Annotated in this window: 16 protein-coding genes and 1 tRNA gene; 9 read left to right on the top strand and 8 right to left on the bottom strand. The window is 71.2% G+C overall.

The annotated features are described in order from the left end of the window. Positions 1-368 precede the first annotated feature (368 nt). Positions 369-914, top strand: a complete 546-nt coding sequence (locus tag ACFVSN_RS40740) for a hypothetical protein (protein ID WP_380445426.1) — start codon at positions 369-371, stop codon at positions 912-914. Continuing rightward, complete coding sequence (locus tag ACFVSN_RS40735; protein ID WP_387958473.1) at positions 911-1,519, top strand: copper resistance protein CopC; 609 nt, start codon at positions 911-913, stop codon at positions 1,517-1,519. Before ACFVSN_RS40740 ends, ACFVSN_RS40735 begins: the two co-directional genes overlap by 4 nt. A gap of 12 nt (positions 1,520-1,531) precedes the next feature. Here the strand turns inward: ACFVSN_RS40735 and ACFVSN_RS40730 are convergent, their stop codons facing one another. Further along, a complete protein-coding gene (locus ACFVSN_RS40730) occupies positions 1,532-3,175 on the bottom strand; it encodes an IS200/IS605 family accessory protein TnpB-related protein (protein ID WP_387958471.1) in 1,644 nt (547 codons plus the stop codon). 160 nt (positions 3,176-3,335) lie between these two features. On the opposite strand from ACFVSN_RS40730, the gene ACFVSN_RS40725 reads away from it, so the two are divergent. Next, positions 3,336-4,037 carry a TetR/AcrR family transcriptional regulator gene (locus ACFVSN_RS40725; RefSeq protein ID WP_380445424.1) on the top strand — a complete coding sequence of 234 codons (702 nt, stop codon included), beginning with the start codon at positions 3,336-3,338 and terminating at the stop codon, positions 4,035-4,037. Between the two features lie 54 nt (positions 4,038-4,091). Here ACFVSN_RS40725 and ACFVSN_RS40720 read toward each other — a convergent pair whose 3' ends face one another. Then, a complete protein-coding gene (locus ACFVSN_RS40720) occupies positions 4,092-4,415 on the bottom strand; it encodes a hypothetical protein (protein ID WP_387958469.1) in 324 nt (107 codons plus the stop codon). Further along, positions 4,412-5,227 (bottom strand): phytanoyl-CoA dioxygenase family protein, encoded by an 816-nt coding sequence (locus tag ACFVSN_RS40715; RefSeq protein WP_387958467.1) that lies wholly within the window; start codon positions 5,225-5,227, stop codon positions 4,412-4,414. The genes ACFVSN_RS40720 and ACFVSN_RS40715 overlap by 4 nt, the downstream gene beginning before the upstream one ends. Before the next feature lie 123 nt (positions 5,228-5,350). On the opposite strand from ACFVSN_RS40715, the gene ACFVSN_RS40710 reads away from it, so the two are divergent. After that, positions 5,351-6,160, top strand: a complete 810-nt coding sequence (locus ACFVSN_RS40710; protein WP_387958465.1) for a helix-turn-helix domain-containing protein — start codon at positions 5,351-5,353, stop codon at positions 6,158-6,160. 122 nt (positions 6,161-6,282) lie between these two features. Here the strand turns inward: ACFVSN_RS40710 and ACFVSN_RS40705 are convergent, their stop codons facing one another. After that, on the bottom strand, positions 6,283-6,948 hold the full coding sequence (locus tag ACFVSN_RS40705; RefSeq protein ID WP_387958463.1) for a nitroreductase: 666 nt from the start codon (positions 6,946-6,948) through the stop codon (positions 6,283-6,285). Between the two features lie 174 nt (positions 6,949-7,122). Then, the gene (gene helR, locus ACFVSN_RS40700; protein ID WP_387958461.1) at positions 7,123-9,333 is read right to left on the bottom strand and encodes an RNA polymerase recycling motor ATPase HelR; all 2,211 of its coding nucleotides are present in this window, start codon (positions 9,331-9,333) and stop codon (positions 7,123-7,125) included. A gap of 154 nt (positions 9,334-9,487) precedes the next feature. Here helR and ACFVSN_RS40695 point away from each other — a divergent pair, with 154 nt between their 5' ends. The 4 genes from ACFVSN_RS40695 (at position 9,488) to ACFVSN_RS40680 (ending at position 11,966) form a co-directional block, all read left to right on the top strand. Then, complete coding sequence (locus ACFVSN_RS40695) at positions 9,488-10,522, top strand: ABC transporter ATP-binding protein (RefSeq protein ID WP_387958459.1); 1,035 nt, start codon at positions 9,488-9,490, stop codon at positions 10,520-10,522. Further along, positions 10,519-11,334 (top strand): ABC transporter permease, encoded by an 816-nt coding sequence (locus ACFVSN_RS40690; protein WP_387958458.1) that lies wholly within the window; start codon positions 10,519-10,521, stop codon positions 11,332-11,334. Before ACFVSN_RS40695 ends, ACFVSN_RS40690 begins: the two co-directional genes overlap by 4 nt. A gap of 12 nt (positions 11,335-11,346) precedes the next feature. Beyond that, on the top strand, positions 11,347-11,523 hold the full coding sequence (locus ACFVSN_RS40685) for a hypothetical protein (protein WP_380445419.1): 177 nt from the start codon (positions 11,347-11,349) through the stop codon (positions 11,521-11,523). A gap of 119 nt (positions 11,524-11,642) precedes the next feature. Further along, positions 11,643-11,966, top strand: a complete 324-nt coding sequence (locus tag ACFVSN_RS40680; RefSeq protein WP_387958457.1) for a hypothetical protein — start codon at positions 11,643-11,645, stop codon at positions 11,964-11,966. A gap of 237 nt (positions 11,967-12,203) precedes the next feature. On the opposite strand, the gene ACFVSN_RS40675 is transcribed toward ACFVSN_RS40680, so the two are convergent. From ACFVSN_RS40675 to ACFVSN_RS40665, 3 genes are all read right to left on the bottom strand, one after another. Continuing rightward, entirely contained in the window at positions 12,204-12,923 is a 720-nt protein-coding gene (locus tag ACFVSN_RS40675) for a hypothetical protein (RefSeq protein ID WP_387958455.1), read from the bottom strand. Positions 12,924-13,409: 486 nt separating this feature from the next. Next, a tRNA-Met gene (locus ACFVSN_RS40670) sits at positions 13,410-13,486 on the bottom strand. Between the two features lie 206 nt (positions 13,487-13,692). Next, positions 13,693-14,226 (bottom strand): RICIN domain-containing protein, encoded by a 534-nt coding sequence (locus ACFVSN_RS40665; protein ID WP_387958453.1) that lies wholly within the window; start codon positions 14,224-14,226, stop codon positions 13,693-13,695. Between the two features lie 444 nt (positions 14,227-14,670). Here ACFVSN_RS40665 and ACFVSN_RS40660 point away from each other — a divergent pair, with 444 nt between their 5' ends. Further along, positions 14,671-17,304: a hypothetical protein gene (locus tag ACFVSN_RS40660; protein WP_387958451.1), complete on the top strand. Its 2,634-nt coding sequence runs from the start codon at positions 14,671-14,673 to the stop codon at positions 17,302-17,304. Positions 17,305-17,368: the final 64 nt, after the last annotated feature.

Genomic DNA, 17,368 nt, shown 5'->3' with positions numbered 1-17,368 from the left:
CCAATGAAGATCGCCCCTGATCGAGCAGCAGCCCGCTACACTCCACCGCGCAGCCCTCTGAACAGGCAAAACGTCGAAGTCCTGCTGGAGTACTAAACGACGACGCATAGCGGTTCTCCCTTCTCCGGGCCCGCATCCGGCAGCGGCGCCCGCTGTACGGAATGCTGTCCGCCCGGGTTCGGGTACCGCAATCCCCCGGAGCGGTGGCGGTGCGCCGGACGCCCCCGGGGAGCCCCCGCGCGCCAAGTGCGCAAGCTCGAAGACGGGTGCGAATCCAGGCATTTGGCAAGGTGGTCTACCGGCGTGGCGCAGGCCCCGCCGCACGACGGAAACCCCGCCCCTACGCATCCGCCCCACCGGGAGGACCCATGAGGACGAAAGTGGTCCAGCACCACCGGGCCCTGCTCAACCTGTTCCTGATCGTCGTCATCGGCCACTGGATGGAACACCTCGTCCAGGCCTACCAGATCTGGGGCCTCGGCCGGCCCGTTCCCAAGGCCCGGGGGGTGCTCGGGGAGTTCTACCCGTGGCTGATCACCTCGGAGTGGCTGCACTACGGCTACGCGATCGTCATGCTGATCGGACTGTTCGTCCTGCGTCCCGGTTTCGTCGGACGGGCGCGCACGTGGTGGAACATCTCCCTGGGCATCCAGTTCTGGCACCACATCGAGCACCTGCTGCTGCTCCTCCAGGCCCAGACCGGCCACTTCCTCTTCGGCCGCGCCGCACCGACGAGCATCCTCCAACTCGTATTCCCCCGCGTCGAGTTGCACCTCTTCTACAACACGATCGTGTTCATCCCGATGGTCGTGGCGATGTACCTCCACCTGCGGCCCAGCCCGGAGGAGGCGCACGAGATGACGTGCAGCTGCCACGCCGTCGAGCACCGGCCGCTGGCCCCGACGGGCGCATGACGCTCGCGCAGCCCCTGCGGAAGACGGCCAAGCCCCGCAAGCCGCCCGCCACCCGTGCGTTCCAGCGGCGGATGGCGGCGGGCCTCGCCGTCCTGGTGGTGCTGCTCCTGGCCGTCGCCTGGCTGAGCTCCTCGAAGCCGTTCCGGCTCACCGCGGCGACGCCCGCCGACGGCGCCACCGTGGACGCCCCGCCCGCCGAGGTGGTGCTGGCGTTCAGCGACGAGCTCCGCACGAAGTCCGTCTTCGTCCGGGTGACCGCCGCCGACGGCACCGCCGTCGACAGCGGCACGCCGAGGCCGGACGGGCAGCGCGTGGTCACGCCCGTCACGGTCTCCCGGCCGGGCGCCTACGTCGTCACCTACCGGCTCGCCCTCACCACGGGCAAGGAGACCTCGGGCGTCACCGGCTTCTCCGTCGGCGCCCCCGCCGCCGGGCCGCAGGGCGACACCGGGGCCGCGTCCGGCCACTCGCACGACATCGACGGCGTCTGGAACGCCGCGCTGCTCGTCGTCGACGCCGTCCTGCTGCCGGCCGCCGTCCTGCTGATGATCCGCCGGCCCCGGGTGCGCCGCCGCGCCCGCCCGGACCCCACCTCAGGCCCCTGAGGACGACCGTTCCTATTCAGTGAGCAGGAGTGAGTCTTGGACCCAAGTCTGGTCACTGCGTGCATCCCGAACGGTTTTGGGTGCGCTGGTCGCCCGCGTTCTCGTTGTCCCCGCCCGGCTGCGCGCATCGTGTACACGGTCCGTGGCGGGGTGGCGGGTTTCCTCGCGCCCCCAAACGCCTGGTCCGGCCTGGGCGGTCCGATGCCCGCGACGATCACTCCGGTCGTCGTGGGGCGGTGCCGTCCGTCGCCGGATCGGGTGTCCGAGGGCGCGTCGCCCGATCGCGACAGCGGCGCTGTCGTGTCGGGTCGTCTTACGGGTGGGCGTCGCGAGCGGCTTCTGCCAGTGCTGGGCGCCCCACTGGGAGGTGTAGGCGGGGTCCACGGCGATGATGACCAGGTCCAGCGCTGCGGCCATGGAGACGAGCCGGGCACGGAGTCTGCCGGTGGGGATGCCGGAGACGAGCTGGCGGAAGCGCTTGCGGCGGCCGTGCTTCTCGCGGGTGGTCTCGGCGGTGAAGTCCAGGTTCTCCAGGCCAATCGCTCTCACGCCGCAGCGCTTGGCCCAGTGGAGGAGTCGGGTGATGGCGTGGCGGATCTGGGCGTCGCGGTGGGTGGCGGTGCCGGTCAGGTCGTAGGGGAACCGTTGGGGTTCGCCGACCGGGTTGCCGTGCGTATCGAGGTGCCAGCACGCGAAGTGGTCGGCGTTGGTGTCCACCCCGGCCATCCCGGCCGCACGGGCCGCGGACAGCGGCATGGTCCGCACAACGGGCCGGGTCCAGGAGGCGTCCAGGTACCAGCGCCCCCGGTCCACGTCCAGGTGGATGCGGTACGCCACCGCCCGGTTGGCCTCAACACGGTCGGCCCACTCGGTGCCCCGGTGCGGGAAGGACACCTTCGCGGCGAGGACGTACCGGCCGCTCCTGGCGTTCGCCAGGCCGGCGAGCGGGGCGGGCAGCCTGATCGACACCTCGCCGTCCGGGGTGACGCGGATCGTCTCGTTGCCGAACCGCTTGCCGGACTCGCCATCGGCGGCGAGGAACCAGCGGGCCGCTTCCCACTTCTCCCGCCACCGGGCCTCGGTCAGATTCGCGGCAGCGAGGTTGTGCCGGGTGTTGAGCAGCTTCCGGCCGCCGCGCACCACGTGCACGATGCCGTTGTCGCGGTCGGCGGCGACAGCCGCGCGTCGCTCCTCAAGGACGTGCAGACGCCGGGCCTTGACGAACCACTCGTGCCGGGAACGGTATCCGCCCGGCGCACGCCCGGTGCCCTTCTCCCCGATCGGCAGGGACAGCCGGTGGGAGATCGTCCTGATCCCGGCGTCCAGGGAGTCCACGTGCGCGGCCTGCCCGCGACGCGACAACGCCCACTGGTCGTGCGTGGCCTTGGTGACGCTCCCGGCCCAGCGCGACGACGACACACCGGTCAGATCCCGCTTACGGGCCGCCCACGTGGTCGCCGAGTGGTCCAGGCCGTCGGCGCACCGGGCCTTGAGGTCACGCGACGCCAGCGAACCGAGGTGCTCGCCGACCAGCCGCAGCACCTTCTCGTCCTCGGGCGTGAGGCCCTTGAGACGGTCACGGACCGTCACACCCGACGGGCCAAGGGAAACGAACGGCGCGTCGATCCGCCGCAGCGGCTTCCCCGGCCCAGTCACGCCAACCCCCTCTCCGTCAGTACCACCACCCTGGCACACGCCACCGACAGTCGCCTCATCCGCCCAACAAGCCATGATCGAAAACAAACCCATGGACACCCATGCGCACTAAAACGACCTCGATCCCCAGTAGTTCACAACCCCTGGAGACCACACACCGATGAGCCCCCGCCGCCGCGATCCCGCCGCCCGTCCGGCCCTGCTCGACATCGCCGCCCGGCTCCTCACCGAGGAGGGTCCGAAGGCGCTGTCGGCCCGGCGGATCGCCGCCGAGGCGGGGAGTTCGACGATGGCCCTCTACACGCACTTCGGCGGGATGAACGGCCTGGTGCGCGCGACCGTCCACGAGGGGTTCGCCCGGCTGCAGCGGCACTTCGACCGGGTCCACCGCACGGCGGACCCGGTCGCCGACCTCGCCGTCCTCGGCTTCGCCTACCGCTGCAACGCGCTCGACAACCCGCACCTGTACGGGGTGATGTTCGGCGGGGCGCTGCTGGGCGGGTTCTCGGTCGGCGAGGAGGACCGCCGGCACGGCCGCTACACCCTGACGGGCGTGGTGGAGAGCGCCGCCCGCTGCATCGAGGCGGGCCGGTTCCGGGCGACGGACCCCGGGCTCGTCGCCCACCAGATGTGGTCCGCCGTGCACGGCCTGGTCACCCTCGAACTGGGCGGCTACCTCCTCGCCCCGTGGAACGCCGAGAGCTGTCTGCTCGCCCAGCTGACGGCGCTGATGGTCGGCGTCGGCGACAGCCCGTCGGACGCCGCGGCCTCGATGGCCTCCGCACTGCTGCGGATGCCGACCGAGGTCGCGGCGCACGACGACACCCGGTCCACGGTCGATCCGGCCGACCTCAGCAGCTAGGACCCCGGCCGGGCGCGACTCCCCGGAGCCGCCACGGAGCGGCCCCGGAGCGGTTCACAGGCCGCATTGGAGCTTCTCGATCCGCTCGAAGAAGAACTCGTGCTTGAGGAAGGAGACGTCGTACTCGTGGCCCGGGTAGGGCGGGACGAGTTGGGTGGCCTGGATCAGCCGCCAGCCGTCCTTGAGCGCATCGAGTCCGGTGCCGTAGGGCGGCTCCGCACCGTCTCCCGTGGTCGGAGAGGTGCGGCCGGTGCCGTCGTACCGCGACCAGCCGACCACCTCCGAGTCCAAGGCGGAGGTGAGCAGGTACATCACGAGCACCTGCTGGCGGAGCACGGGAGCGGGGACCGTGCCCGCCGTGGTCGGATCGACCGTCATGCCGTCGCCTCCTCGGGCCGGTTGGAGACCCTGGTCACCCAGTGGTCCAGGTCGAAGTCGGGTTCCCCGGTCAGTTCGCGCCACAACAGGACGCGGTTGTAGCGCTCCAGGCGCCCGACGGCGTGCTCGTACCAGGGGAACACGACGTCGAGCTCGGAGCGCACGCGCGGGTCGTGCAGGTCCGAGGTGTCCCACAGGAGGCGCTGGCGGACCGTCGGATTGAAGCGGATCTTGAACATGTAGCGGGTCGTGTCGCTGTCGTTGCGGCGACCGCCGTGCCAGAGGCCGTGGTGCACGAACACCACGGTTCCGGCGGGGCAGACCAGTCGGTCCTGGCCGCGGAGGTTCTGGTAGCGCCCGGTGTCCGTTTCGTTGATCCGGCGCAGGTGGCTGCCGGGGACGGTGAGCGTGCCGCCCATCTCCAGCGTCACCTCCTGCGGGTAGTACATCAGTTGCACGTCGAAGGCGTCCGGCCGGACGTCGATGATGGCATCCGCGTGCAACGCCTGAGCTTCCCCGCCGCGTGGTTCGCGCACGTGGACGGCGTGGTGGTCCACGAGCGGCTCGGGGCCGACCAGACTGCGCAACGCGCCGTCGACCTGCGGGACGTCCAGCAGCCTGGCGGTGAAGGAGTCCGGGGCGTACGCCTGTGACAGGGGCGTCCCGTACGGGACCGGTGGCACCCCCTGCGCCAGCACCGCCAACGCCTCGGCGTTCATGTCCGCAGGCACGACCGCGTCCAGCCGAAGAAATCCGTGGGCCACGAACCGCGCCATCCGGGCCGAATCGAGCAGGAACCGTTTGTTGTCCATGCCGACAGACGGTAGAGCCGCGGGCCTGCACTCCGAGTTGGCTCGGTTCCCCCTCTACTGGTCTGTTTTCACCACGGGCCAATACACCAGAGGCGGCGCGTGCGGGCGTGATAGAACTCGCGCATGGACACGGCACTCGCCCATCTCGACGAGCCCCCCAACGTGGCCGCCGTCGGCATCGGCGTGCACGGCTGCGCCAGTCGTACGGACGTGTTCTCGCTGCCGAACCTGTGGCAGCTGCATTTCTACCGCTACGAGGCCGACCTGACGGTGGACGGCACCGCGCACGCCATCCGCCCGGGCCGGGTCAGCCTCGTGCCGCCCGGCACCACGGTGCGTTACCGCTACCGGGGCCGGTCCGAGCACCTCTACGTGCACCTGCGCCTCGGCTCGGCCGGCGCGCCGCTCAGCGTCCCGGTGATCCAGGACGCCGGGGAGGAACTCGCGCCGCTCGCCGGGCAGTTGAACAGCGCGCTCACGGCCTGGCCGCACACGCCGGCGCGGGCGACGGCCGAGGTCTGGGCCGCGCTGTGGCGGGTCGCCCACCTGGCCCCGCCGCGCACGACCGGCGTTCCCGCGACCCATCCGGCGGTCGCGACCGCCCTGGCGACGATCGAGGCGCGCCTGGCCGAGCCGCTGAGCGTGGCGGAGATCGCGAAGGCCGCGGGCGTCTCGCACAACCACCTGACCAGACTCTTCCGCGCCGCCACCGGGAACACCGTCGTCGGCCACCTCCGCGCGCGACGGCTGGAGCGGGCCCGGCACTTCCTGCAGGCCACCACCCTCTCCATCCCCGCCATCGCGTCCTCGGTCGGAATACCCGACCTCCAGGCCTTCAACAAGGCGTGCCGCCGGGACCTCGGCGCCTCCCCCCGCGGCATCCGCAGTGGCCTGACCAGCCCCGTCGCGGTTCCGGCAGCACGGCTGCCGTAAGCCTCGCGACGCTCCGGCCACCTGCCTGAGGGCTTGCGGATGATTAACACTAGGGTTTGACCCGCGTGTTAATCATCCGCAAACCCTCAGGGCCTGTCCTGTCGATCTCGGCCGTCCAGCGGTCACACTCCGATGAAGCTCACCGTTTCCGTCATGTCCGCCCGCCCGGTCCGCAGTTGCGGCACGCCCTCCTTCTCGAACCCCACTGAGACGCCACAGAACAGCACGACCCCGTCATCGGCTCCGACTGCCTGGCCGACAGTCTCCCGGTACACCGTCCACATCACTTGGGGGCAGCTGTGCAACCCCTCGGCCCTCAACAACAGCATGACCGTCTGCAGGTACATCCCCGCGTCAGCCCACTGTCCGGGCCCCATCGTCCGGTCGAGGTAGCAGAACAGGACAGCCGGCGCCCCGAACGCCTCCGAGTTCAAGGTGGCGATCTTCCTGGGCCGGTCCGGGTCGTCGCGCTCGATCCCCAGCGCTTCGTACCGCTGGGCGGCGGCAGCAGCAAAGCGGTCCAGATACGGCGAGGCCAGCCCCTCCGGGTACATCGGGTACTCACGCTCGTCGCCGGGGTGCCCCACCAGTGCCCTGGCTGTCGCGGTCCGCTTGAGTTCCGCCAAGGGTTCGCCGGTCACGACGTACAGATGCCACGGTTGGAGGTTCCCGCTGGACGGAGCCCGCGTCGCTGCGGTCAGCACTCGTTCGAGTACCTCCTTGGGCACGGGCTCATCGCTGAACGCCCGCACGGCCCGGCGACTGTCCACGGCCTCATACACATCCACGTCTTCGCGTCCTCTCGTTCAACCAAGCCCCTCCACCGTATTCAGCGGTCGGTACCGACCATCGCCGGGGGTTGGGAGACGTCCCGACGATCAGTCCAGTCGTTGATAGGACTGTCAGAGACAGAGGTGACTTGACGGATGCCCAGTAGGAGCGGCCGGAGCCGCTTCTGCCGGTTAGGGGCGGCTCGTGAGCACGACCAGCCGCTGCGTGGCCCGCGTCATCGCGACGTAGCGGTCGACGGCGCCCTCGATCCCCTCACCGAAGGCCTCCGGGTCGACGAGGACGACCAGGTCGAACTCCAGCCCCTTCGACAGCTCCGGCGTCAACGACCGCACCCGCGGCCGCTCCTCGAACGAGGGATCCCCGATGACGCATGCGACGCCCTCGGCGTGCTCGGCCAGCCAGCCGTCCAGGACGGACTCCAGCTCCCCGACTCCCCCGTGCGTGACGGGGATCCCGCTGCTGCGGATGGACGTCGGCACGTTGGCGTCCGGCAGCACCGCCCGGATCACCGGCTCGGCCTCGGCCATGACCTCCTCCGGCGTCCGGTAGTTGACGCCGAGCGAGGCCACCTCGATCCGGTCGAGCCCGGCGCGCTCCAGCCGCTCGCGCCACGGCTCGGTGAAGCCGTGCCGGGCCTGGGCGCGGTCGCCGACGATGGTGAAGCTGCGGGACGGGCAGCGCAGGAGCAGCATCTGCCACTCGGCGTCGGTGAGTTCCTGCGCCTCGTCGACGACGATGTGGGCGAACGGGCCGGCGTAGGGCTCCGGGTCGGCGACGGGCCCGGCGGCGTCGACGTCGACGAGGCTGTCGCGCAAGTCCTGCCCGCGCAGCATGGTGACGGCGCCCTCGCCGTCCTCGTCGGCTTCGAGGATGTGGTCGATGACGTCGGCCATGCGCGCGCGTTCGGCGGCGAGCGCGGCCTCGTGACGGCGCCGGCGGCCGGCGGCCTCGCGGTCGCCGAGGCGCCGGCGGGCGACGTCGAGGAGCGGGAGGTCGGAGACCGTCCAGGCCTGGGCGTCGGCGCGCTGGAGCTTCCTGACGTCCTCCGGGGCGAGCCAGGGCGCGCAGAGGCGCAGGTAGGCGGGGACCGTCCAGAGGTCGCCGACGAGGTCGGTGGCGTCGAGCATGGGCCACGCCCGGTTGAGGGTGGTGACCAGGTCCTTGTTCTGGCGCAGCGAGCGGCGGAACATCGCCGGGGAGAAGCCGCCGTCGCCCTCGTCGTCGTCCTCCGGGGCATCCATCTTGTCGAGGAGGATCGTGACGAGCTCCTCCCAGATCTGCTCGCGCGCCTCGTTGTGCGGGGTGCCGGGCTCGGGCGCCGCGAAGGCCTCGGCCCAGTCCGCGGCGCTCAGCCAGAGGTCGTCCCAGTAGGTCTCGACGGCCATGCCCTCGGCGGGCGGCTCCTCGTAGACGGCGACGGCCTTCTCGACGGCCTTGACCAGGTCCGCCGAGGACTTGAGGCGGGCGACCTCCGGGTCCGGCTCGGTCCCGGCCGCGGCGCCCTCGGGCACGAGGTCGCGCAGGGTGCACGTCCGCACGCCCTCCTCGCCGAGGCTGGGGAGCACGTCGGAGACGTACGCCAGGTACGGCTGGTGCGGGCCGACGAACAGCACGCCGCCGCGCCGGTGCCCGAGGCGCGGGTCCGAGAACAGCAGGTAGGCGGAGCGGTGCAGGGCGACGACGGTCTTGCCGGTGCCCGGGCCGCCGTCGACGACGAGGGCACCGCGCGAGCCGGCGCGGATGATGGCGTCCTGGTCGGCCTGGATGGTGGCGAGCACGTCGCGCATGCGCTCCGAACGGTTGCTGCCGAGGCTCGCGATGAACGCGGACTGGTCGTCGAGCGCGGCGCGCCCTTCGAGGCCGTCCGCGGTGAACACCTCGTCCCAGTAGTCGGCGATCCGCCCGCGCGTCCAGCGGTAGCGGCGGCGGCTGGCCAGGCCCATCGGGTTGGCGTGGGTGGCGGCGAAGAACGGTTCGGCGGCCGGGGCGCGCCAGTCGAGCAGCAGCCGGCGGCCGGTGCTGTCGGTCAGGCCGAGGCGCCCGATGTACACGGGCTCGCCGTCGTCGGCGCCGACGACGTGCCCGAGGCACAGGTCCGCGCCGAAGCGGCGCAGGGCGCGGAGCCGGCCGGTGAGCCGGTGCACCTCGGTGTCCCGGTCCAGTGCGCCCCGACCGAGGCCGCCGGGCGCGCGGCGCACCGCTTCGAGGCTCTCGGAGAGTTCGGCGATCGTCTGCTCCAGGCTCTCCGCGATGGCGGCGAAGTGGGCCTCGTCGCGGGCGATCAGGGCCGGGTCGGCCTTGGCGGCGAGACGCTCGGGAAGGTCGAAAACGCCGCTGGACAGGGGGTAGGTGGCATCGGTGGAGGACAAACGCGCACGCACTTCGTGAATCTCCCGTTTCCGCAGTTCTCGGCGTTGAGGCGGTAAGTCTGCGGGAGGAGGGGGGCCTTGCCGCAAGGCCCCCCTTGCGCTATACGTTGAGAGTGGCAAGAGGTGGGTGTTCGTGCCCGCCTGCCCGTAACCGCTTTGGTTGAGCATGGGTACTTCGACCGGCACCGGCGATCCCGTCATCACCGTCTCCGGCCTCCGCATGCGCTACGACTCCTTCGAAGCCGTGCGCGGCATCGATCTGGAGGTCCGACGCGGCGAGGTGTTCGCGTTCCTCGGCCCGAACGGCGCCGGGAAGACCACGACCGTCGAGATCCTCGAAGGCTACCGCCGCCGCACCGCCGGCGACGTGACCGTCCTCGGCGAGGACCCGGCGCACGCCGGGCCGCCGTGGCGGGCCAGGATCGGCGTCGTCCTCCAGGAGTCGCGCCCCGAGCGGGACCTCACCGTCGCCGAGTGCCTCCGGCTCTACGCCGGCTACTACCCGTCACCGCGCGGGATCGACGAGACGATGGAGCTGGTCGGCCTCGCCGGCCAGGCCGAGGCCACCGCCACCCGCCTCTCCGGCGGCCAGCGACGCCGCCTGGACGTGGCACTCTCGCTCATCGGCGACCCCGAACTCCTCTTCCTGGACGAGCCCACCACCGGCTTCGACCCCTCCGCCCGGCGCGCCGCCTGGGACATGATCGCCGGCCTCCGCTCACTGGGCGTGACGGTCTTCCTCACCACCCACTTCATGGACGAGGCCGAGCACCTCGCCGACCACGTCATGGTGATCTCCGAGGGCCGGATCGTCGCCGCGGGCCCGCCCGGCACCCTCGGCGGGCGCCAGCGGGCCGCCGCCGAGATCACCTTCACCCTGCCGCCGGGGGCCTCCGCGGCCGCACTGCCGGGCTCCGTACGGGACGCCGTCGTGCACGGCGCCGTGCACGGTGTCGTGACCGCCCACGCGGACGGCACCGGCGGCTCCGACCACATGGTGTTGCGCTCCACCCGTCCGCTCGCCGTCCTCGGACCGCTGATCGCCTGGGCCGAGGCCGACGGCCACGACCTGCCCGACCTGGAGGTCCGCCGCCCGAGCCTCGAAGACGTCTACCTGGCGCTCACCGAACCCGGGACGGACGCGCCGCCTGTCGAACCCCCGGACACCCCGGATGCGCCACGGCATACGGAGGCCGCATGATGACCGCCGCCCACGCCCACAGCTCGGCGCGCGACGTCTTACGCCTCGCCCTGCACCAATTCCCGTACGACCTGCGCGCGTTCCTCCGCAACCCGCAGTCGCGGTTCTTCACGCTCGCGCTCCCGGTGCTCTTCCTGATCATCTTCGCCTCGGTGTTCGGCCGCCAGAACAACACCGTCAAGGTCTCCGGCGGCACCATCGACACCTCGGTCTACTACGTCCCGGGCATCATCACCCTCGGGATCATCGCCGCGTCCTTCGTCAACCTGGTCATCTCGGTGACCGCCCAGCGCGAGTCCGGCGTCCTCAAACGCCGCCGCGCCACCCCCGTCCCGGCCGCCGCCGTCATCGCCGGCCGGACGCTCACCGCCATCGTCGTGTCGATCGGCATCACCGTCCTGCTGCTGGTGATCGGCTGGGCGGCGTACGGCGCCCACGTGCCCGCCCGCACCGCGCCCGCCCTCGCGGTGGCCGTCATCGTCGGCACCGTCTCGTTCTGCTGCCTCGGCTACGCGCTGACGTCCGTCATCCGCAACGAGGACGCCGCCCAGCCCATCACCCAGGCCATCATGCTGCCGCTGTACTTCATCTCCGGCGTCTTCATCGCGACCTCGATCCTCCCCCACTGGCTGACCGTCGTCGGCGACGTCTTCCCCGTCCACCACCTCGTCGAGGCGCTGCTCACCGCCTACAACCCGCACACCACGGGCGCGGGCTTCGCCGGCACCGACCTGCTGATCGTCGCCGCATGGGGAGCCGCCGGCCTCGTGGTGGCACTGCGCCGCTTCAGCTGGCTGCCGCGCGGCACGTGAGGAGTACCGCCCATGCCGACCGAAACCCAGACGCGGAGGGGCCGTTGCCCCACCCACGGAACGGTCGAGGCCACCAGGGACCTACCCAGGATCACCTTCCCGTGGGTCGTCAACTGGATCCGCCGCACCCTCGCCGAACGCCACCCGTTCCGCTGCCCCGAGTGCGGCGCGACCGTCCAGGTGCCGTAAGCGTCGCCGTACGTGACTGTGCCCCGGCCACTCGAACGCGTTGTCACAGTGCCCACTAACTTGCTCTGACACGATGAACGCCTGTCTGCATTTCTCCGCGAGCGAAGGGACAGAGGCACGTGACTGACAAGACACCCCAGGGCGACACCCAGGGCACCCGCGTCAAGCTGGGCCCCGTGAGCGATGCCGAGGAGGCACAGCCCGGAACACTGACGCTCACCTACGCCGACGGCGTGCCGACCCTGACGGTCAGCGGCGGAATTGCCATTCCGACGGGCATTACCGTGCTGGATCAGTCGGGGAACGCCGTCGCCCGCTACACCGCAGGCCCACAGGAAAACGAGCCCCCCGAGGAGTCCGAGGCGACGGCGGCAGCAGGGCAAACGCGACTCAACCCGAACGATGCGCTGTACGTCACGGCGATCCATACCAACACGCGGTAACGACCATCGTCACCTGCCCGCTCGGTCCTGCCTTGGCTGACGGAAAGTCAGCGGTGGGCCGCGATCAGCAGGCCGCCGAGCGCCAGCACCATCCATCGCGCAGGATCAGCAGGGTCGCGGAGACGTTGCCGACCTCGAACGCCGCGACGGCGAGCATCAGCCTGCCCTGCCAGGCGGGGAGAGTCCGACGTCGGCGGAGGCAGTCACCACCTCTGCTCCCCGCCCCCGTGACCGACCTCAGTTGCGTCTCCCGGCCGGGCCTCCCGGATGCTGCGTCCTGGCACCGAGCAGTGCGGCCCGGGCCCGGTTGGCTCCGCGTGCCGTCACGGCAGCCCCTGCACTCGCCGCAGGGACTCGCGGCTCGTGCCCTGCACATCTGCGGCACCGACCGGGCCCCGGCACGGGGTCGCGGCACTCGGAGCACTCGGCATACCGGCACACCGCCGTCGGCTGCGCGGGACGGACCGCCGGCATCTTCCGTTCCAGGCGGTCCCGCAGCATGCCGACCGGGGAATGGACGGCGGCGGGGAGCCCCGGCAGCAGAGCGTGGGCCAGGTCGGCCGTCGTGCTGCCGCGCTCCAGCCACTCATCGACCAACGGCGCCAGCACGGCCGCCTCCTTCTCGCCGAGCCACAGCCGCGGCTCCGGCCGAACCACCTGAAGGAGCGTCGTGGCCGCCGGACTCGCGGCCCGGACGTCAGCCGGGAGGGTGGGTTCTTGTCCCGGTTTCTTTACTTCAGGGACGTCACAACGACCGGTGCCCGGCCGACCGGGCACCGGACGGTTCGCACCCGGCAGCCGCGCCACACCGAGTTGCGGCGTGTCGTAGACGTGCGCCTCGCTGCGCAGCGTGCCGTCGGGCAGACGGATCAACTCGACGCGGTAGAAGCCGGCTTCGGTCAGCTCCTTGAGCGCCTTGCTGACGGCGCAGCGCCCCTGCGTGCTGGTGTCGGCCATGTGCCGCCCGTCCTCGCGCCAGCCGTCCGGGCGGGACAGGAGGTCGGCGAGCAGGCCGCGCGCAGTGTAGCTGAGCCGGCGATTCTGCAGGACGGCGTTGGGAAGTACGGTGAAGTGCCGTACGTGTTGGGTACGATGTACATGCATCGGGAGCCTCTACTCCTGCTGCCTGGCCCCGGGGTGTTACAGCACCGCCGGGGTCAACATTTTTCGGTTGGAGCACGGAACGTAGCACGCGAACCGGACCACAGCGCAGCAGATTTGGCGCTCCGTCAGAACTTGTCCGTTGGCGTTCGAAATTCATAATCTTGCGCAATCGAGTGATCAGCCGCGACGAGTCGGCAGCACACGATTGGTCGGTGACGCCAGGATGGAACGCTGCACCGCTCGACGGGCAGGATCACTGCAAGCTCGGACAACTCCCGGCGGGGCCGTGAAATCGACTCAGGCCCGGTGCGCAGTGGCGCACCGGGCCTGGGCCTTGAGTGGTAGCGGGGACAGGATTTGAACCTGCGACCTCTGGGTTATGAGCCCAGCGAGCTACCGAGCTGCTCCACCCCGCGTCGGTGAACTCGACTGTACGGCACATCGAGTGTGCGGTCGAATCGCTTTCCTCGCCGCGGGCTCCGAGACCCCGATCACACGACGTGGGCTGCCGCCACTCCGCGGCACCGAGCCTGCAGCACAACTCCTGGAAGATCACCCGCGGCTGCCGACGGCCCGCCGGTACCGGACCGGTGGGCCGTCGACACGTGCCGGATCGGGCGGGTCAGGAGATCCGCCAGAGCTGGTTCACCTGGCCCGGGCCGTAGCAGTCCCACAGCTGGGTCTTGCCGTGGTTGTAGTAGATCTCCTCGTAGGCGCCGTCCAGACAGCGGCCGTTGGCCTGGACGGTCAGGTTGTAGACGAGGGGGTCGTTGGTCGCCCGGGTGAACTTCCACAGCTGGTTGCTCTGCCCCACGCCGTAGCAGTCCCAGAGCTGCATCTTGGTCCCGTTGCCGCCGATGTCCTGCCAGGCCGCGTCGAGGCACCGGCCGCTCTCCGCGTTGACCAGCTCGTAGTAGGCGCCCTGCGGACTGTCCATCCAGACCATGGTCCAGCGCTGGTAGGCGCTGTTGGGGTCGCAGTCCACCAGGAAGACGCCGATCCCGTTCCCGGTGCCGCTGGGGTCCAGGCAGCGGCCATTGAAGACGTTCTTGAGCAGCACGCCGCTCGACAAGGCATGGGCGGACGGCGCGGCAGCCACGAGCGTGGCCGTGGCGAACGCCGCGGTGGCGACCGCAGTGGTGAGAACCTTCCTCATCGTTCCTCCTGCTCCTCGTTCCTCGCTCTCCGGACCGGCCCCGTGACCGGTCGCTCCCAGCGTCGGCGAGCCGGATTGCCGCCGGATCGGCGTTCGATTGCCGCCCTGGCGGGAACGCGGGAAGGCGGGCAGACGGGAGCCAACCTGTCCGTCCGTCACCCGGGAGACGACCCCGCACCTCACCAGCGCCGCGATCGGCCGCGCAACACAGTGGCGACCGGAAGGGCGCGGACAGGGCGGGCAAACCGTGATCCGCGTCACGCCCACGCGGTCCGATTTCCCTGTGTGCACGGAATGCCGCAGGCCGGCCCACCTGCGGTTTCGCACGCGGGCCACGGTGGTTCATTCACTGAATAACGGTTCCTGCAACAAGTCTGGGAAAAGCCTGAGCGGTTGCTGAGAATGGCGCGTCCCCACGCACCTCCTCTTCCCCGGGAGCCGCGCATGCCCTCATTGCGTACCCGCTGGAGCAGACGGCGAATAGCCATCGCCACTGCCCTGCCCGTCCTGCTCATCGCCGCCACCGCGGCGAGCGGCCTGGACCTCGACCGCTACCTCGACTTCGACCACGACCGGGCCGCCGCCTGCGGCGCGGCGCACGATCCGGACGCCGACCGGGACGCCGACCACGACGCGGACAAGGACACCGGCAAGGACGCCGACGCCGATCCGGACGCCCGTCCCGGCCACTGCGGCATGGCCGGTGAGAGTGCCGACATCCTCGCCGCCTCCGCCCAGGCGAACGTCGCCCGTACCGCGCCCGGCACCTCGGTGAGCTCCGAGGCCGTGACCGCCGCCGCGAAGGACGCCGCCGCCATGCCGGTGACCGGTGCCGCCGTGGCCTGGCAGCAGAAGAACGACCTGCCGTACCAGTCGCAGAACTCCGCCTATGCGCAGGGCCCTTGGTGGGCCGGTCACGACGTGGTCTCCGGGCGCGCGACCGCGCTGGCCGCCGACGGCGCCACGGTCTACCTCGGCACCGCCGGCGGCGGCGTCTGGAAGACCACCGACCAGGGCCAGACCTGGACCCCGCTGTTCGACGACCAGCCGAGCCTCGCCATCGGCGCGGTGGCCGTCAACCCGGCCGACCACTCGGTGTGGGTCGGCACCGGCGAGGGCAACTCCAACTCGGACGGCGTCGGCGGCACCGGGCTGTACCGCTCCACCGACGGCGGACAGACCTGGACCCAGGCCGGCACCGGGCTGACCAACAGCCTCGTGACGCACATCGAGTTCGCCGGCAGCAAGGTCTACGCCGCCACCAACCAGGGCCTCATCCGCCACGACGCCGCCACCACGGACGGCGCCTGGGAGACGGTCCTCAAGCCGGACCCGAACCCCGGCAACTCGCCCTACCGCACCTCCTGGATCACCGACGTCCGCGTGCAGCCGAACAGCAACGGCCAGAGCCTGGTCGCCGTCCTCGGCTGGCGCGGCGGTACCAAGGCCGACGACCTCGGCTACAACGGCGTCTACTACTCCACCGCGAACGGCGACTCCGGCACCTGGAACAAGGCCACCGTCTCGGGCGACCTGACCCAGGCGCAGGTCGGCCGCACCACCCTCGGCTTCACCTCCGACGGCGGCAAGCTCTTCGCCGTCGTCGAGGACCCGACCACGGTGGCGCTGGCGGGTGTCTACGTGTCCGGCACCGGTGACCCGAACGGCCCGTGGACCAGGCTCGCGGACGGCACCGCGCTCAAGAACGCGGGCGCCACCGCCGGAACCGTCGGCGGCCAGGCGTGGTACGACCAGTACCTCGTCGTCGACCCGGCGGACGACACCCACCTGTACGTCGGCCTGGAGGACCTCTACGAGACCTCCGACTCCGGCTCCACCTGGACGGCCATCGGCCCGTACTGGTGGAACAACACCTACAGCTGCTTCAGCTACGACCCGAGCCAGTTCAGCTGCCCCAACACCACCCACCCCGACCACCACGCCGCCGTCGTCGCCCCCGACGGGACCACGTACTTCGGCAGCGACGGCGGCGTCTGGTCCCGGCCCTCCGCCACCCGCGCCCAGGTCGGCGGCTTCAACGACCTCAACACGGGCCTGCGCACCCTCCAGTACTACGGCGGCCAGACCGGGAAGAACACCGCCGGCACCGGCGACATCTTCTGGGGCGGCCTCCAGGACAACGGCTACTCGGTCTCCGTCCCGGGCGACCCGGCGATGTACGAGCCCAAGGGCGGCGACGGCTTCAACGTGATCGTCGCCCCGCAGGACGGCCGCTACAGCGTCGCCGAGTACACCAACCTGGCCCTCGCCAAGACGCTGGACGGCGGCCACACCTGGTACAACATCAGCCCCAACTGCACCAACTTCAAGCCGACGTCGACGACCACGCCGTGCGAGAAGGACGGCCGCTTCGTCGCCCCGTTCGGCGCGGATGTCGCCAACGTCCAGCACTGGGTGGCCGGCGGCCGCTACGTCTGGGACAACCAGGGCAAGGGCTGGTCCACCGCCTGCACCGGCGCGGCCTGCGACTGGCAGCCGGTCTTCGACCTCGGTGCCGGCAACGCCGCCACCGCCGTGACCGCCGACGGCGCCGTGACGTACGCCGGCTGGTGCGGCACCGGCAACGGCTGCAACCCCGGCGGCGGCTCGCCGTTCGTCTCCGGCATCGCCACCAACTACGGCGGCACCTGGCACCAGGTCCAGGCGCCCAGCCTGCCCAACCGCGTGGTCACCGCGATCTCCGCCGACCAGGCCGACGCCGCGCACGTCGTCGCCGTCTACGGCTCCTACAGCCGGCACTGGATCGACGGCGCCGGCACCGGCCACGTCTTCGAGTCCCACGACGGCGGCGCCACCTGGACCGACATCAGCGGCAACCTGCCCGACGCACCGGTCAACGCCGTCAAGATCGCCCTCGGCTCGCTGATCGTCGGCACCGACAACGGCGTCCTCGCGGCCTCGCCGACCGCCCCCTCCACCTGGTACCGGCTAGGCACCGGACTGCCCAACACCCCGGTCGGCGACCTCGCCGTCGCTCCGGACAGCTCGTACCTGCTGGTCTCCACCCACGGACGCGGCGCGTGGACCTGGACCCTGCCCCCGCAGCCCACGACGTGACCCACCCCGCTCCCCAGGCGCCCGGTGCCACGCGGCACCGGGCGCCCGCCCACCGCTCCACACC

Source organism: Kitasatospora sp. NPDC057904 (genome assembly GCF_042887925.1).
GTDB lineage: Bacteria > Actinomycetota > Actinomycetes > Streptomycetales > Streptomycetaceae > Kitasatospora.
This window is presented reverse-complemented; position numbering and strand designations above follow the sequence as displayed.

Bases quoted from the DNA above. Each gene is read 5' to 3' on its own strand.
- ACFVSN_RS40720 (WP_387958469.1), bottom strand. From the start codon at position 4,415: ATGACGGTCGATCCGACCACGGCGGGCACGGTCCCCGCTCCCGTGCTC.
- ACFVSN_RS40725 (WP_380445424.1), top strand. From the start codon at position 3,336: ATGAGCCCCCGCCGCCGCGATCCCGCCGCCCGTCCGGCCCTGCTCGAC.
- ACFVSN_RS40695 (WP_387958459.1), top strand. From the start codon at position 9,488: ATGGGTACTTCGACCGGCACCGGCGATCCCGTCATCACCGTCTCCGGC.
- ACFVSN_RS40715 (WP_387958467.1), bottom strand. From the start codon at position 5,227: ATGGACAACAAACGGTTCCTGCTCGATTCGGCCCGGATGGCGCGGTTC.
- ACFVSN_RS40675 (WP_387958455.1), bottom strand. From the start codon at position 12,923: ATGGCCGACACCAGCACGCAGGGGCGCTGCGCCGTCAGCAAGGCGCTC.
- ACFVSN_RS40740 (WP_380445426.1), top strand. From the start codon at position 369: ATGAGGACGAAAGTGGTCCAGCACCACCGGGCCCTGCTCAACCTGTTC.
- ACFVSN_RS40665 (WP_387958453.1), bottom strand. From the start codon at position 14,226: ATGAGGAAGGTTCTCACCACTGCGGTCGCCACCGCGGCGTTCGCCACG.
- ACFVSN_RS40735 (WP_387958473.1), top strand. From the start codon at position 911: ATGACGCTCGCGCAGCCCCTGCGGAAGACGGCCAAGCCCCGCAAGCCG.
- ACFVSN_RS40710 (WP_387958465.1), top strand. From the start codon at position 5,351: ATGGACACGGCACTCGCCCATCTCGACGAGCCCCCCAACGTGGCCGCC.
- ACFVSN_RS40685 (WP_380445419.1), top strand. From the start codon at position 11,347: ATGCCGACCGAAACCCAGACGCGGAGGGGCCGTTGCCCCACCCACGGA.
- ACFVSN_RS40690 (WP_387958458.1), top strand. From the start codon at position 10,519: ATGATGACCGCCGCCCACGCCCACAGCTCGGCGCGCGACGTCTTACGC.
- ACFVSN_RS40660 (WP_387958451.1), top strand. From the start codon at position 14,671: ATGCCCTCATTGCGTACCCGCTGGAGCAGACGGCGAATAGCCATCGCC.